The 15,778-nt window shown below is 50.4% G+C and carries 18 protein-coding genes; 15 read left to right on the forward strand and 3 right to left on the reverse strand.

What is annotated here, in order from left to right; genetic code table 11:
- Positions 1-54 precede the first annotated feature (54 nt).
- The 7 genes from AC0LWN_RS23030 to AC0LWN_RS23060 all read left to right on the forward strand — a co-directional run bounded on the left by AC0LWN_RS23030 (position 55) and on the right by AC0LWN_RS23060 (position 5,688).
- A complete protein-coding gene (locus AC0LWN_RS23030; protein ID WP_474669450.1) occupies positions 55-441 on the forward strand; it encodes a GntR family transcriptional regulator in 387 nt (128 codons plus the stop codon).
- Complete coding sequence (locus tag AC0LWN_RS23035) at positions 438-1,340, forward strand: ABC transporter ATP-binding protein (protein ID WP_474669452.1); 903 nt, start codon at positions 438-440, stop codon at positions 1,338-1,340. The genes AC0LWN_RS23030 and AC0LWN_RS23035 overlap by 4 nt, the downstream gene beginning before the upstream one ends.
- Positions 1,294-3,375 carry a hypothetical protein gene (locus tag AC0LWN_RS23040; protein WP_474669454.1) on the forward strand — a complete coding sequence of 694 codons (2,082 nt, stop codon included), beginning with the start codon at positions 1,294-1,296 and terminating at the stop codon, positions 3,373-3,375. The genes AC0LWN_RS23035 and AC0LWN_RS23040 overlap by 47 nt, the downstream gene beginning before the upstream one ends.
- Positions 3,376-3,469: 94 nt before the next feature.
- Positions 3,470-3,607: a hypothetical protein gene (locus AC0LWN_RS23045; protein ID WP_474669456.1), complete on the forward strand. Its 138-nt coding sequence runs from the start codon at positions 3,470-3,472 to the stop codon at positions 3,605-3,607.
- 96 nt (positions 3,608-3,703) lie between these two features.
- Positions 3,704-4,507, forward strand: coding sequence for a nucleotidyltransferase domain-containing protein (locus AC0LWN_RS23050; RefSeq protein WP_474669458.1), 804 nt, complete (start codon positions 3,704-3,706; stop codon positions 4,505-4,507).
- 73 nt (positions 4,508-4,580) lie between these two features.
- Positions 4,581-5,138 (forward strand): RNA 2'-phosphotransferase, encoded by a 558-nt coding sequence (locus AC0LWN_RS23055; protein ID WP_474669460.1) that lies wholly within the window; start codon positions 4,581-4,583, stop codon positions 5,136-5,138.
- Between the two features lie 31 nt (positions 5,139-5,169).
- Entirely contained in the window at positions 5,170-5,688 is a 519-nt protein-coding gene (locus AC0LWN_RS23060; protein ID WP_474669462.1) for a mismatch-specific DNA-glycosylase, read from the forward strand.
- A 365-nt stretch (positions 5,689-6,053) separates the two neighbouring features.
- Here the strand turns inward: AC0LWN_RS23060 and AC0LWN_RS23065 are convergent, their stop codons facing one another.
- A complete protein-coding gene (locus AC0LWN_RS23065; protein ID WP_458966250.1) occupies positions 6,054-7,013 on the reverse strand; it encodes an MraY family glycosyltransferase in 960 nt (319 codons plus the stop codon).
- A gap of 103 nt (positions 7,014-7,116) precedes the next feature.
- Between AC0LWN_RS23065 and AC0LWN_RS23070 the strand changes: the two genes are divergently transcribed.
- Together AC0LWN_RS23070 and AC0LWN_RS23075 are read left to right on the forward strand one after the other, a co-directional pair.
- The gene (locus tag AC0LWN_RS23070) at positions 7,117-7,809 is read left to right on the forward strand and encodes a YjjG family noncanonical pyrimidine nucleotidase (protein ID WP_474669464.1); all 693 of its coding nucleotides are present in this window, start codon (positions 7,117-7,119) and stop codon (positions 7,807-7,809) included.
- Between the two features lie 276 nt (positions 7,810-8,085).
- Complete coding sequence (locus AC0LWN_RS23075; RefSeq protein WP_474669466.1) at positions 8,086-8,811, forward strand: 4'-phosphopantetheinyl transferase family protein; 726 nt, start codon at positions 8,086-8,088, stop codon at positions 8,809-8,811.
- 134 nt (positions 8,812-8,945) lie between these two features.
- Here the strand turns inward: AC0LWN_RS23075 and AC0LWN_RS23080 are convergent, their stop codons facing one another.
- Positions 8,946-9,929 carry a ring-cleaving dioxygenase gene (locus AC0LWN_RS23080; protein WP_474669468.1) on the reverse strand — a complete coding sequence of 328 codons (984 nt, stop codon included), beginning with the start codon at positions 9,927-9,929 and terminating at the stop codon, positions 8,946-8,948.
- A 129-nt stretch (positions 9,930-10,058) separates the two neighbouring features.
- Here AC0LWN_RS23080 and AC0LWN_RS23085 point away from each other — a divergent pair, with 129 nt between their 5' ends.
- The 5 genes from AC0LWN_RS23085 (at position 10,059) to AC0LWN_RS23105 (ending at position 13,906) form a co-directional block, all read left to right on the forward strand.
- On the forward strand, positions 10,059-10,865 hold the full coding sequence (locus AC0LWN_RS23085; RefSeq protein ID WP_474669470.1) for an AAC(3) family N-acetyltransferase: 807 nt from the start codon (positions 10,059-10,061) through the stop codon (positions 10,863-10,865).
- Between the two features lie 117 nt (positions 10,866-10,982).
- Entirely contained in the window at positions 10,983-11,915 is a 933-nt protein-coding gene (locus AC0LWN_RS23090) for a manganese-dependent inorganic pyrophosphatase (protein WP_474669472.1), read from the forward strand.
- Positions 11,916-12,089: 174 nt separating this feature from the next.
- Complete coding sequence (locus tag AC0LWN_RS23095) at positions 12,090-12,662, forward strand: hypothetical protein (RefSeq protein WP_458966186.1); 573 nt, start codon at positions 12,090-12,092, stop codon at positions 12,660-12,662.
- A gap of 70 nt (positions 12,663-12,732) precedes the next feature.
- Positions 12,733-13,170 carry an RrF2 family transcriptional regulator gene (locus AC0LWN_RS23100; protein ID WP_474669474.1) on the forward strand — a complete coding sequence of 146 codons (438 nt, stop codon included), beginning with the start codon at positions 12,733-12,735 and terminating at the stop codon, positions 13,168-13,170.
- 88 nt (positions 13,171-13,258) lie between these two features.
- On the forward strand, positions 13,259-13,906 hold the full coding sequence (locus tag AC0LWN_RS23105; RefSeq protein WP_474669476.1) for a nitroreductase family protein: 648 nt from the start codon (positions 13,259-13,261) through the stop codon (positions 13,904-13,906).
- Positions 13,907-14,011: 105 nt separating this feature from the next.
- Here AC0LWN_RS23105 and AC0LWN_RS23110 read toward each other — a convergent pair whose 3' ends face one another.
- Positions 14,012-14,341 (reverse strand): helix-turn-helix domain-containing protein, encoded by a 330-nt coding sequence (locus AC0LWN_RS23110; RefSeq protein WP_474669478.1) that lies wholly within the window; start codon positions 14,339-14,341, stop codon positions 14,012-14,014.
- 708 nt (positions 14,342-15,049) lie between these two features.
- Here AC0LWN_RS23110 and AC0LWN_RS23115 point away from each other — a divergent pair.
- Complete coding sequence (locus tag AC0LWN_RS23115) at positions 15,050-15,757, forward strand: hypothetical protein (protein WP_474669480.1); 708 nt, start codon at positions 15,050-15,052, stop codon at positions 15,755-15,757.
- Positions 15,758-15,778: the final 21 nt, after the last annotated feature.

Raw genomic sequence — 15,778 nt, forward strand, 5'->3', positions numbered from 1 at the left:
ATCCTCAGATTACATCATCATCGTCAGAATGCAGCACGGGAAAGGAGGACGGTCATGTTCGAATTGGATGTCCGCAGCCGCAAGCCGATTTACGAGCAGTTGACCGATAAGGTCAAGGAGCTGATTATGCACGGGATTTTGCAGGCCGATGAGCAGCTTCCGTCAGTAAGAATCTTATCCTCTCAGCTCACAGTGAACCCTAATACGATTCAGAAAGCCTACCGGGAGCTGGAGCGGGAAGGCTATATTTATTCCTTGCAGGGCAAGGGAAGCTTTGTGGCTTCACTTCAGCAGGGGCAGAATGAGAGTCAAAGAGCGGAGCTTCGGGAGGAGCTGCTGCGCCTGATGGCGGAAGCGGTGTACCTTGGATTTACCGAGAGCGAAATAGGCGCACTGTACCGTCAGGTACTGGAGCAGAGAGAGAAGGGGGCGAAACCATGATTGAGATTCGCGGAGTCAGCAAAAGCTTTCAGGGCGAGAAGGCTGTAGACAGCCTGTCCCTCACGGTACATAAAGGGGCCATTTACGGTCTGCTGGGCTCAAATGGCGCAGGGAAAACGACACTGCTAAAGACACTCGCCGGCATTTACCGGCCCGAAGAAGGGACGGTTAAGGTTGGCGGGGAGTCCGTTTTCGAGAGTCCGGCGGTGAAGATGAGGCTTATTTTTATGCCCGACAGTCCTTACTTCTTCCCGCAGGCGACAATCAAAAGTATGGCGGCCTTCTATCGTTCGGTTTATCCGGGCTGGAGCGGGAAACGCTTTGAAGAGCTGGGTGCTATGTTTCGGCTGGATACAGGCCGCAAGCTGAGCCGCTTCTCCAAAGGGATGCAGCGCCAGGCAGCCTTCTGGCTTGCGCTCAGTTGTACGCCGGATGTGCTTATCATGGATGAGCCGATTGACGGGCTTGATCCGGTCATGCGGAAGCAGATCAAAAACCTGCTCTTCCAGGAGGTGGCGGAGCGTGGGCTTACCGTGCTTATTTCCTCGCATAACCTGCGGGAGATTGAGGATCTGTGCGATCATGTCGGCATTATGCACGGCGGCCGGATGCTGGTGGAGAAGGATCTGGATGATCTGAAGGCAGACACGCACAAAATTCAGGTGGCCTTCCGGGATGAACGGCATGCGTCAGCCTTGACGGCGAAGCTGCAGATTCTGCATCAGGAGCAGCGGGGGAGCGTGAATCTGTATATCGTAAAAGGTGACCGTGAGCGGATTTCGCAAGCTTTTCATGTCTATGAGCCGTATGTATTTGATCTGCTTCCCTTGACGCTGGAGGAAATCTTTATTTATGAAATGGGGGATGCCGGATATGATGCGCAGCCGATTCTTCTTTAACAGCGGCATTATCCGCCAGAATGTGCGCCAGCACGGCTGGATTGGAATCATATATACACTGGGCCTGTTGTTCTCGCTACCGCTGCAGTTGTTCATGAGCGGTTATCCCGGTGCGCAGCCCCAAAAAATCGAGAATCTGTTCCGTGTTGCCGGGGATATACAGATGCTGCTCATCATCGCGATTCCGGTCGCTGCCGGGCTGTTCCTGTTCCGTTATTTACAGTCCAAAATGCCCTCCGATCTGTGGCACAGTCTTCCGCTCCGCCGGGAGCATTTGCTTGCAGCCCATATGGTGAGCGGTATCGGCCTGCTGCTGATTCCGGTCTGGCTGACGGCGGGGGTTACCGCGATCGTAACGCCGCTTAGCGGCAATATGTATATTTACCCGGCAGCAGATATTTGGCAATGGGGACTTATCGTTAGTATTCTTACGCTGTTTTTATTTGTTTTCAGTGTGTTTGTCGGCATATGTACGGGACAAACAGTGCTTCAGGGAATTGTCATCTATATTCTCTTAATTCTGCCTGCTGCTCTGCTGCAGTTTGTTAATATGCACTTTAGCACGTATCTTTATGGATACCCTGAGTGGTACGGCTTGAGCAACCGCTCGCAAGGCTGGTCACCGCTGCTGCGTTTGATGGATTTTTCGGTTAATCCCTTTAGCAGGAGAGAGCTATGGGTTTACGCCGCTTTATCCGCGGTCTTTCTGGCGTTATCCTTTGTGCTGTACCGCAAACGTCAAAGTGAGAAGGCAGGACAGGCGATTGCCTTCACCTATTTCAACCCGCTGTTCAAAGCAGGAGTCATGCTCTGCGCCATGCTGCTATCGGGAACTTATTTTTCCTCGGTAAAGCCTAATCAGCTTGGCTGGATCATTTGCAGCCATATTGCCGGGGCGCTGTTTGGCTACATTGCAGCGGAGATGATCATCCGCAAAACCTGGCAGATTATAACCCGCAAAACGCCTCTGGAATTTGCCGTGTATGGAATACTTCTGGGTCTGCTGGTCTACATTCCGGTGTCGGGGCTAACAGGTTATGAGAGCCGTGTTCCGTCCGGCGACCGAATCAGCAGTGTGTATGCGGGAAGCAATTACCGGATGTATAACGATAATTCGTATCCCCAGGCTTACAACTCCGGCCTAAGCGGCTATTCGTCAGCCGCGGATCAGGGCGGCTCAGGCAATGACGAGATCTTTTCAAAGGATAAATCCTACATTGAGGCGGTCCGCAAGCTGCATCAGGCGCTTGTCATTGCACGTCCGGAGGAGACGCAGACTTCGTCCGGCCGCTATGTGAGCGGCAGCAAAAAGTTCACTATATTTTATCAGCTGGAGAATGGGCGGAAGCTGGTGCGCGAGTACATGATTCCGGCCCAAGGGTTCGAGCCTGAACTGAAGACTGTCATGGAGAATCCGGATTTCAAGCGCAGGGAGTATAATCTTCAGGGGCTGGATAAGGGAATTGAAAGCTTCAGATTAACCAGCCGGAATCGGGCGGTGAGCATTACGGAGCCGGAGGACGTACAGGAATTTAAAGCTATTCTGGTAAAAGAAATCCTGAACATGTCCTATGACGATCAGACTGGCGGTCAATTGCCGCGCGCGAATATCCAGCCTGTCCTCACACCGGATGAGACTAAGGAAGGGACCGTGTACTACATTCACAACTACGATTGGCTGCCCTCCTACAAGGAGCTGGGGAACTGGCTGGAGCAAAAAGGCTTTGCAGACAAGGTTGGGACCCGCCCCGAGGATGTTAAATCTGCCGAAATGATCAAAGATGATTACAAGGGCAAGCTGCCTCAGGAAGAAGTCTATAACCTGGAAAAGCATATGTCTCTGGCCCGCAGCGAAAACCGTTCAGTGGTTACCCGGGACAAGGCGCGGATTGCGGAAATTCTGAAATACCAGCGTGATTATACAGGGAAAAACGGAGCGTATGTAGTTAGGGTGGAGTATAAAGATGGAGACATAAATTATATTTCTCTCTATGAGCAAGACATGCCGCCAGCCCTGAAATCGCTGCTTCCGTAGCCCGGAGCAGATCGCTCAAATAGCAGATACAGGTTGACAGAACCTGGAATGGTGGCTTATGCTTTTGGAAATTAAATGAAGGAGGTCAGGACAGATGAAGGAACAAGGAAATAATCTGCGCTCGAATAATGTCTACATGCTTCCATTCCATCTGTCCGCCTCGTCCGGCAGGTCAGCCTTTGCAGCGGCTCATTTATTTCCGGCAGCAAGCAATGTTGTTTACTGGCAATAAATGTGCCTGAATTTGCATTAGGCGGCGGCCTGGCCATGGACGATGGAGTCCATGGCCTTTTTGTATTCTTTTTGGCTAAGAAAGGGGAATTAACCTATGACTGAAATACATGAATTGATAAGGCGCCAGCTCCGCGCCATTGAATCGGAGGAGAATGTCCGTATCCTCTATGCCTGCGAATCCGGCAGCCGGGCCTGGGGATTTCCGTCCAAAGACAGTGATTACGATGTCCGGTTCCTGTACGTGCGCCGCCCGGAAGCGTATCTGTCGATCTTCGAGCAGAGGGATGTTATCGAGCGGCCGATCAGCGAAATGCTGGATATTAACGGCTGGGATCTGAAGAAAGGGCTTCAGTTGTTCCTCAAATCTAACCCTCCGCTTTTGGAGTGGCTGCAATCACCGATCCGGTATGAAGAAAATTATACAGTGGCCGAGAGCATACGCAGCTTATCTCCGCTGGGCTTCTCACCCAAATCCTGTGTCTATCACTATCTTCATATGGCCCGGGGGAACTACCGCACTTATTTGCAGGGCAGCGAGGTGAAGATCAAGAAGTACTTTTACGTCCTCCGGCCCCTGCTGGCCTGCGCCTGGATTGAGAAATATCAGGAGGTGCCGCCGCTGGAATTCACCACGCTGGTAGCCGACCTGATTCCAGAGGGCACAGAGCTGAGAGAAACGGTCGAAAGGCTGCTGGTCCGCAAAATGTCAGGCGATGAGCTGAATCTGGAGCCGCGTCTTGAGGTCATTAACAGTTACCTGGAGCAGAGAATCAGCCATTATGAAACGATAGCCGCCCAGTTTGGACAGGGGAGCAGCGTAACGGTTGAAGCCCTGAATGAGCTGTTCCGCTCCGCACTGCTGGAGGTCTGGGGTGGAGACAGCCGCTGGACTTCGTAGGAGGACAATAGTTCACAGACTAATCTTATGTAAGTTTAGTTACGAAATTCAAAAAGTAATTGAGGTGTAAAAAATGTTGAATCAAGCTGCTGAGGTTTCACTCAGCAAATTTATGACCAAGCTGCTCCGGCATACCCCGGAGGCTTACGGCTTGATCCTGGACCCTGAGGACGGCTCTTGTCTGCTGGATGCTCTGCTGGATGTTATCCGCAAGACTCCAAGATGGTCGGGGATCACCGAGGCGGATATCCGTCAGGTTGTAGCCAATTGTGAGAAGCAGCGCTTCGCAATCGAAGGAAGCCGTATTAAAGCACGTTATGGGCATAGTCATGCCAAGCTTGAATATGAGCCGGGGACACCGCCGCTTGTACTGTATCATGGAACTCATCAAAATGCGCTGCCCGCTATTCTAAAGGAAGGGCTTCAGCCAATGGGACGGCAATATGTGCATTTGTCGGAAGGGCTTCATTTCGCCAGCATGGCCGGGAGCCGCAGAGGCAAGCTGGTGCTGCTGACAGTCGATACGGTTAAAGCTGCGCAGCACGGTGTAACCTTCTATTATGCGGGTAATGAAGTGTGGCTGGCGGAGCCGATTCCGCCTGCTTGTATTGCACGGCGGGAGGAGCCGTAGATCAGAACTGTCCCATTAGGAGGAATTCCCCATGAATGAAGTGCCGGATCATCTGGACCACGGCCTGCAGATTGTCTTCATCGGCTTCAACCCCAGCCTCCGCTCCGGGGAGCTGGGGCATCACTATGCGAATCCGCGCAATAATTTCTGGCGCATTCTGGAACGCTCCGGTCTGACGCCGCGCCTCTACGATGCTTCGGAGGATGGGGAGCTGCTCCGGCTTGGGCTGGGCTTCACGAATATCGTTGCCCGCCCGACACGCGGAGCAGAGGACATCACGCGGGAGGAATACGCCGAGGGGCGGGAGCTGCTTCGCGGCAAGTTGGCCCGCTACCGCCCGGAGATCGCCTGCTTTGTAGGCAAGGGAGTCTATACGGAATTCAGCCGCAGAGCCAAAGCGGACTGGGGCTTTCAGGACGGACAGGCTCCGGTTGTGGACGGTGTGCGTGAGTTCGTCGCTCCCTCATCCAGCGGCCTGGTCCGCATGCCGTTGCCGGAGATAGTGGGCATTTACCGCAAGCTCTACGAATACATTCAGGAAAGCCGTTAACGAACGTGCTTTCACGAACCTTGCGAACATGCCCTGCGACTGGATAATTGTATTTGCTGCAGTTAAAAGGTCGCGTTATACCGTATTTTTAGCGATAAATGTATTCGGTACAATTAAAAATGGCGGAATGCCTACTTTTCCTGAGATGACAACTATTTAATTGTACAGACTACAATTAAAGCTGTATTGACCTTCAAACGGCGCAGTTTAGTTGTACGAAATACAGTTACAGTTTGGAGCATAAGTGTGCAGCCGGAATGTTATGAGCAACGCTGCTCTCACCACAGGCTCAGACGCAGCAAAAAACACCCTTGAAAGAAGGGTGTTTTTTGCGCTGCCGAAGTTGTCAGCTGCCACGCTTCGCGTCAGATCTCGATCAGCAGCAGAATAATCGAGGACAGCGACAGGCAGATGCTGATTAGATAGAGGACAGCAACGACCTGCTTCTGGTTCAGACCGGCCTTGAGCAGGCGGTAGTGCACCTGGGTGGCGTCAGCCTGATAGATGGATTTGCCTTGAAGGAAACGTTTGGTAATGACAAACAGATTGTCGAAGATCGGCAGGCCGAGCGCCAGAATCGGGATGAATAGCGACAGCACTGTCGCCTGCTTGAAAGCACCATCCAGCGCGATCACGGCGAGAATATAACCAAGGAAGGTGGCGCCGGCATCGCCCATGAAGATTTTGGCCGGAGCTTTGTTGTAGCGCAGATAGGCAATGGTGACGCCCACTAGCGTTATAGCCATCATGGCAGAGATGGATTGTCCTTTGGCCAAAGCGACGACGAACAGCGTCATTGCAGAAATTGCCGTCAGCCCGCCGGCCAAGCCGTCCATACCGTCAGAGAAATTGATCACTGTGGTTACGCCGAAAATCCAAAGGATTGTAAGCACAAATTGCAGGATCACCGGCAGCGAGATATAATCGCCGGAGAAAGGATTAATGAACCCGGTGAAGGCATTGCCGGACAGAAAGACCAGAATTGCCGCGGCGATCTGAACGATAAACTTTGGCAGCGCCGGGAAGTCCTTGCCTTTGGTTTTGTACCAGTCATCAATGGTGCCTATGGTCAGCAGGAGCACGCCGCCAATGAACAGGGCGAGGGTCTCCAGCGAGAATTCATGGGTAAACAGCAGATATGTGATGAAAAATCCGATGAATATAGCATAACTGGCTGTCAGCGGAATGGGCTCCCTGTGTATTTTGCGTTCCACATCCTGCCTTGGCTTGTCCACAAAATCGAGCCGGAAAGCGAGCCTGCCAAGCGGAGGAATCAGCAAGTAGACGATGGAGAAGGAGACCAGAAACGCTAGAACGTAAAAAATGACAATCACCGCCGTAAGTTATTTTTAATAAGCCTGTCTGAATTATATCGCAGAAAGTAAGCTCTTGTCGACGAGACATGAAACTTGAGGGGGATTTTGGAGAATGAAATATGAGGTCATTTTATTCGATGCTGATGACACGCTGTTTGATTACGGGATGGCGGAGAGCAGAGCACTGTACAATGCTTTTGCTCATTTTGGACTGCCGACAGGCGCGGAGGAGTATGCGGCCAGCTATCAGGAAATCAACCGGGCGCTGTGGAAGGATCTGGAGCAAGGGCGGATTTCCTCGGCTGTCCTGCGGGTTGAACGGTTCAACCGGCTATTTGCCGCACACAAGCTTGAGCTGAGCCCCGAAGCATTTAGTGAAGCCTACTTGCGTTTTTTGGGCGAAGGGACGTTCCTGATTGAAGGGGCCGTGGAGCTGTGCGGAGAGCTGTCCGGCTGCAGGCTGGCTATCATCACCAATGGAATCAAGGATGTACAGCGGTCAAGAATTCAGGGTTCGCCGCTGAGCGATGTTTTTGAGCAGATCATTATTTCTGAGGAGGCGGGCTGTCAGAAGCCGGAGACGGGGATTTTTGATTATGCTTTTGCCAAACTGGGGATTTCCGATAAAAGCAAAGTGCTGATCGTAGGCGATTCGCTGACCTCCGATATCCAGGGCGGAATCAATTACGGTATCGACACCTGCTGGTTCAATCCGCTGGGAAAACCGGGCGATCCGGGTATCCGGCCGACCTATGAGATTCGGGCGCTGTCTGAGCTTCCGGCAATTGCCGGTCTAGGGCGCTGAGTTCGGGAATCGCTTATTTGGAGAATTGAAAGCAGCACCTCTTGCAGCATTCGCTCCGGTGTGCCCCTTCAGGCGGCCGGATGGAGTGCAAGAGGTGCTTTTTATTGAGAAAAATAACTTAGGAATTTAAAGAAATAAAAAGGAGAAAAATGTCGGTTTTTGTTGGAGATAATTAGTAGACGATCTAATAAATATGATTTAGAATGGGCATGTCTTTGGAGTAAAAATATAGAAAAATTGATTTATAGATTTTGGTGATTTTAAGGAGTTGAGAAAATGGTCCGGATTTTCAGCGTCAAAATTCCCGAAGCCTCCACTGTGAATGTTCAGGAAGTGCTGGATCTTTTATCGGAAGAACGGAGAGAGAGGACACTTCGGTACCGGAGAGAAGAGGACCGTATCCGAAGCGTACTTGCTGAAGCTCTGATTCGCACACTGCTTATCAAGGAGCATAACATGGACAACCGCTCTCTCCGATTCGCCGTTAACCAATACGGTAAGCCTTATCTTGCTGATTTGCCGGGATGCCAGTTCAATCTCTCCCATGCGGGGGACTACGTGCTGTGTGCTATCGACCAGAAGCCATTAGGTATTGATGTAGAAGAGATTAAGCCTATAGATTTGTCCATTGCCAGCCGCTTTTTCGCCCCCGGGGAGAGTCAAGAGATTGAGAGGATGCCAGAAGACAGGCGCTTGGATCATTTCTATCAATTCTGGACCGCCAAGGAAAGCTATATCAAATTCAGAGGGATCGGGTTGTCCATGCCGCTCAATTCTTTTTCCCTGCAAATTTCCGGCGGACGTATAGAGCTTGTTGAACAGGGAGGCTCTCCGGTAGCCCAGGTGGAGTGCTACTTCAAGCCATTCCATCTTTCCGCTGACTATAAAGTCACACTCTGCTCGGAAAGCCCCAATCATCCGAAGGAGATTCAGAGCATAGATTGCTACGAATTGCTCAGAGAGTTTAGGGAAAGGTCAGGAGAGAGTTATACAACACGTTAAGTCCCCCCCCCCGATCCGGCAAAAAAACCCTTCACGCTCTCCCTGGCCACATGATACTATGTGGCCTTTTTGAGTTTCGGCATGAAGGGGTTCTCTAAACTTACTCTTGCCAATACTGGCGGAAATCGTTAAGCTCAAGCCTGCTGGCGTGTATCCAGCGGCTTCAGATGAGCTTCGATCTGTTCGCGTTTTGCTTCGAGGAAAGGCGGCAGGGCCAGAGATTCGCCGAGATGATCCGTATGCTCGTCAGTGGCAAAGCCGGGACCGTCCGTCGCCAGCTCGAACAGGATTCCGTTCGGTTCACGGAAATACAGTGAACGGAAGTAGAAGCGGTCAACGAAACCCGAGTTGGGCCGCCCGGCACTGCGGATTTGCTCGATCCACAGCTTCAGCTCTTCTTCGTTATCGACACGGAAAGCCACATGATGCACACCGCCGCGTCCAAGCCGCTCCTGCGGCAGGTCCTTCCGTTCCTCCAGGTGAATCTCCGTGCCGGAGCCGCCTTCGCCGGTTTCGAACACGATGACATCCGGTTGTCCGGCAACCGGGGAGGGATAGCTGCCTTTGCGGCGGAAGCCAAGCAGATCCACAAGCACCTGTACGGTATGCTCTGCCGTCTCAACGGTTAAATGAACCGGCCCAAGTCCGACAATGCCGTATTCCGCCGGAACCGGGCTTTTGTCCCACGGCTTGCCGCCGGCGACCCCCTGATTATGCTCGTCGGAGACAAGAATCAGCCGTTGGCCCTCATGGTCCCGGAAGGCTAAGGTCTTACGTCCGCCGCGATCTGTAATCTCGTCATGCTCCACCTGGAATTCCGCAAAACGGTTGGCCCAGTAGTCCAGCGCCTTGTCATCCGGCACCCGCAGCGACAGTGCGGAAATGCTGTTATTGCCGTCACGGTTGCGCCCTGCGTTCGGAATCTCGAAGAAAGTAACCTCAGTTCCGGGGTTGCCCACCTCGTCGCCGTAGAACAGATGATAGACGGAGACATCATCCTGGTTCACAGTCTTTTTAATCAGCCGGAGTCCGAGCACCTGGGTATAGAATTTGAAATTTTCCGGGGCTTTGGCCGTTAAGGCGGATACATGGTGAAGTCCTTTTAATGTTAAACTCATGGTAGTCCCTCCTAATAGTGTGTGTATAATAAATGGATATTTCAATGAATATTTTTAAGTTACTTACATTTTAATAGTAAACCTCGAAATTTGCAAGTATGAACTTCATTTTCCACAAAGGAGAGCGATATGATACATACATCAGCAAGCTTAATGGAGCAGCTCAAAATTCTGGGGATTGATCCGCAGGGAACGCTGCTTGTCCATTCGTCGTTAAAAAGCATCGGTGAAGTTCAGGGAGGCGCGGATACGGTGCTGGATGTTCTGTCCGGGTATATGAAGGAGGGGCTGCTTGTTCTGCCTACGCATACCTGGTCGTATATTAACGCAGACAATCCGCGGTTCTCGGTGCTGGAGTCGCCTTCCTGTGTCGGGATTCTACCGGAATTGTTCCGAAAGCGCCCGGGTGTAATCCGCTCCTGGCATCCAACCCATTCCGTGGCTGCGCTGGGTGAAGATGCGGCGGAGTTCACTTCCGGCGATGAGCGGTGGGATACGCCTTGTGCCCGGGGATCGGTATATGGCAAGCTGCTGGACCGCAGGGCGGATATTATGCTGCTCGGGGTAGATTTGCGCCGGAACACATTCATTCACGGGATTGAGGAATGGCTGGACATTCCCGGCAGAATGACGGATGACCATGAACAGCTCTATACGGTAACGCCCGGAGGGGATGAGCTGCTAGTGCCTTCGCGCAGACACTCAGGACTCTCCTGGTCGCAGCATTTCTGGAAGGTTGAGAAGGTGCTTGAGGAGGGCGGTGCTTTGCGAAGGGGCAGCTTCGGGGATGCGGCTGTCATGCTCTGCGGGACAGTGGAAACTACAGAGATTCTAAGCCGGATGCTGTCCGCTGATCCTGATTTGTTCTCGGACAACGAGCCGCTGGACGGAGGAGAGAAGCCTGAGCCGCTGCCCAAGACGAAGCGGGGAATATAGCTTTATTTTGGTTCATGGAAGATGAGGGTGAAACTCAGGTTCCGTCCCTCAATCTGGCGGGCTCCTATCAATGTATGGTATATTATTCTCACAAAAAACAAAGTAAGGAGATTGGAAATGGAAAAAACTTTGATCTTTGGACACAAAAATCCGGATACGGATACCATCTGCTCGGCAATCGCTTATGCGGCGCTTAAGAAGGAACTGGGCTGGGATGCTGAGCCGGTCCGTCTGGGAGAAGTCAGCGGCGAAACACAGTATGCGCTTGATCACTTTGGGGTGCAGGCACCGCGCCTGGTTGAAAATGTAGCAGGCGAAGCTGGGCAGGTGATTCTGGTTGACCATAATGAACGCCAGCAAAGCGCGAATGATATTGATCAGGTTCGTGTTGTCGAGGTTATCGACCACCACCGGATCGCCAATTTTGAAACGGCTCATCCGCTGTACTATCGTGCTGAACCGGTGGGCTGCACAGCCACTATCCTCAACAAGCTGTACAAAGAAAACGGAGTTGCCGTTCCTAAGGAAATCGCCGGCCTGATGCTGTCCGCAATCATTTCCGACTCCCTGCTGTTCAAATCCCCGACCTGCACCGAGCAGGATGTGGCGGCTGCACGCGAGCTGGCGGCAATCGCCGGTGTGGATGCCGACAGCTACGGTCTTGCTATGCTCAAGGCAGGTGCCGATCTTAGCGATAAAACTATTGCCCAATTGATCTCCCTGGATGCCAAGGAATTCAAAATGGGTGAATACAAAGTGGAGATTGCCCAGGTTAACGCCGTGGATGTGAACGATGTACTCTCCAAGCAAGCTGAGCTGGAAGCAGCCCTTACCGCCATCATTAATGACAAGGGTCTCGATCTGTTCCTGTTCGTGGTAACGGACATCCTGAACAATGATTCCGTCGGACTGGCCCTGGGCCGTGTGGCAGGTGCAGTAGAGCAGGCTTATAACGTGAAGCTGGACGATAACAAAGCGCTTCTGAAGGGCGTCGTCTCCCGCAAATCGCAAATCGTGCCGGTGCTGACTGAAACCATCGCCAAGCTGTAAAAAGCGGCCCTGGTGCATGACAGTTATTCCGTTTGAAAAGCTATAAGAAGCCAACAATACCGGCTGTGCGCCGTCCTTTAACGGGAGGTGTACAGCCGTTTTTTTGTGTGTAAGAGCAACTTATTTCCATTTCGAAGGTATAATCAGCATGGCCAATCATGAGGGGGAGAACGGATGCGCAACTTGAAAAAGCTGATCTTTTCGACGGTGATCCTGATGATGATTACAGGAGGGACCTTGCTGTACGCCGCAGCGGGTAAATCGGACATTGCGGTTTATGTGAACAATGTGCTGCAGAAGCATTCAGGTCTGCTGTCGGAAGGGGACGCGTATCTCTCCATTGAACAGTTGCCGGAGAACCTGCACGCGGTATTGTCCTGGGATGAGTCCGGGAAAGAGGTTCGCATCTATAAGCCGAATGTAAACATGGTTTTGCTGGATGACCAGGGGAAAATCTTCGGCAAGGTGAGAAGCGCGGCCAGCAGTACTTTTTCGGTTCTAGTGCAGGTAGATCATTTGAAAACAGAAATTTCGGATCTGAAAATAACGATCACCAATCCCCTGGGCAAAATTGATACGGTCGATAATCAGCAAATTAAGGAGAAGAAGGATAGCTTTTGGTTCAAGTCGGCGGAATATACCTATACTTTTACTGAAAAAGGGAACTATTCAATCCAGGTATATATCAAGGACAGCACATCCAAAAGCTGGTTTATCGTTTCTGAAATGCAAATATCTACGATATAGATGTATTTTGCCAAAATAGGCACTGCGCTCTATACTTAATGATGTATACGTGCTGGAAGGAGCGGGAAACATGGCAAAAACACGAAACAGCGGGGCTCTCCAATATAAATCGTTTGCTCTGGTCTTGCAGGCTCTTGTGATCATGGCTCAAAAAGGCAATACCTGTTCCAGTTGTGAAATCGCCGTGCATTTATCTTCGGAGCCGACGGTGTTAAGAAAAGCTTTGGCTAAGCTGACCCGCGAGCAGATCCTTGTGACCCGGGAAGGGCGGGATGGCGGCTATATGCTCAACCGGTCGCCGGAGGAGCTGACACTGGCGGACATTTACCGGGCGATGGAGGTAGGCGAATCCCGCAGCAATGCGATTAACGATACGATGTGTACGAATCCGTTCGGAGCACAAATGAAGGATGTTTGCGCCGATATTCTGGAGGAAATGGAGCAAAGCGTGCTTGGGGTTCTGGAGAAGCACACCCTGGCTGATATCGTACGGAGAGCGGGCTGTTGACATAGGGCTTTTTTATGAATTATACTGTGCTTGTTAAGTCACAGTTAAAAAACACCAAATAATGGATAGGGAAGAGGAGGATTAAATTATGGCAGCAGAACTGAAAGTGGAACAGGAATTTAGCAAGGTGATCCGGGAACGGCGTTCGGTGCGGAAATACGATCCCTCCTGGAAAATTTCCGATGAGGAGATCAAGGAGCTTCTTACAGAAGCTACACTTGCGCCATCTTCCTCCAATCTTCAGCCGTGGCGGTTCATCGTCATTACGGATCAGGAAATAAAGGAGAAGCTGCTGCCTATCGCGTTCAATCAGGCGCAAGTTACGGAGGCCTCGGCGGTGATTGCTGTGCTGGGCGATACTGAAGCTTACAGCAATGCAGACACGATCTATGGGCATGCCAGCGCTACGGGGCTTATGCCTGAGGATGTTGCCACAGCAATGGCCAAACGGAGCCGTGAAGGCTATTCCAGCTTGCCGCTGGAGAAGCTGGAGGACATCGCCCTGGTTGACGGTGGACTGGTATCCATGCAGCTGATGCTGGCAGCCAAAGCGAGAGGTTATGACACAGTGCCAATGGGCGGTTTCGACCCTGCCGGGCTTAAGGAGCTGTTCCAGATTTCCGGGCGTTATGTGCCGGTGATGCTGATCGCACTGGGCAAGGCTGCGGTTGAAGGACGGCCAACAGGGCGTCTGCCGCTGGAAGCGGTCGTTCACTGGAATGGATTCCAGGCTTAATTCCATAACATATAAATAAGAGCTCCTGCCAAAGTCCTTTTTTGAGGATGGAGGCGGAGCTCTTTTTTTAATATACCGCTGCTTTTAGAGGACGCGAAGCCGTTTCTACTTGTTTTTTCGATTTTGACGCCATATAGAATAATCTAAAAACTCCTCAAGCTGTTCTATGCTGATCCCGGAATCAATCGCTTTTTTGATAAGATGATGCCATTCACTATCAGGAGTTTCGCTCGGAGCAGGATTTTTCTGCAGTAATGCATCTACAGTTATATTAAAAACTGATGCGATTTTCTCAAGAAATTCAATCGAGGGATTGGATTGAATCCCCCTTTCAATACGGCTTAAATAGGACTTAGCCACTTCAGCACATTCGGCCAGCTCGGATAACGAAAGGCCTTTTTCTATTCTAAGCTGGCGTATACGTGTTCCAATCATAAACAGCCACCTTTTTTGGAATGAATTCTATAGTTAATATGATCGAAAAACAAGATGACCGTACTCCTTTTGAATCAAGTTGTTTGTTCTAATGTACAAGTGTAAATACGACGAAAATCACTTTTTTCTCCGGAAAATGGAATTTTGTTTGGTTGAGAGACATGATTCATTATAAAGATAGATCAATAGTTATGCAGTGGGGTTGAAACAGAGGTAGTAGTTTATAACTTATTGAAGATGTTAGGAATATGGTAGAAATGAGCAAAGATGACTATATCATATATTGACGGTGCTGCCCTATAATTGATTTGCAACGTTGCCTAAAAGGAACGATAAGCATCTGCTCAAATTTATGCAGTTTGAATCAGTTATTCATTTTTATTCCCAATGACAGCTGGTTTGAATGTACAGCTCCGAAGCTGGTGTAACAGGGCCGAGAGACCACAAAACTCTAATGGGAGCGTCCCAAGTCTTCATCTTAACATTTTTAACACTATTTAGGAAGGACCTCCCGTGGTCTCCCTTTCTGCAGCAATCGGGGTGTTCTTTAAAAGGAACAAGGGGAGAAGGATTCAACAGATACTATGGAAGGAGAGTTCAATTTTGGTTGTCTATGTATCAACAGTCAGTGTGATTATCTGCACAATACTCACCATTATCTCGCTCTGTTTCGTATGCATTTTCATTCTTAAATCAAGGAAAATATGGATGGATAAAAAAACAGATAAGTACCTGATAAAGTTTGCTGATTATTTTACATATATACAGGTTCATATCGACAGTGATGATCAATTAATGATCCCTCATTCACGGTTAAATCATCATGAGCGGTATGTTATACAGAAAAAACTGATCGGGTGGATTGAACACTTCAAGGGAAGCCACCGGGAAAAATTAATAAAGCTATGTGAAGACCTGGAACTGATCGAACGTGATTTAGCACGTCTGCATAGCCCGCTGCCATGGATCAAACCGGGTGCCATCTACAATCTGGGTGCTATGAGGTCTGAACAAGCTATACCGAGGCTTTTGAAATTACTAAGGTCCGCCAAAAACGACGCGACAGTGTTTATTATCGCCCGTTCCATAGCTAAGTGTGCTTTGAATGCAGAACATCTGAGAGAAATGGTGCTGCTTCTCGTAAGGCATCGAAAAAATATTCATCATTTGGTCGTGGATATCATCAAAGAGTCCGAAATAGATTGCACCCCGCTTATGGTGGGATTTCTACATGAAGCTGACAACGATCTTATCAAAATAGGACTCCTAGGCCTGCCTGTTTATATGGTGCCAAATATTTTACCAACGTTATATCGTTTATTAGAATCCGAAGATGAGGAGATCAGAATGACAGCCGTGAAGCTGTTATCCGGCAATAACAGGTTTATACCACCGGGCTATGCCATGGCCGTATAACATCAAATGAAAGGGGAAGCC

The organism is Paenibacillus sp. sgz302115, from assembly GCF_056120445.1.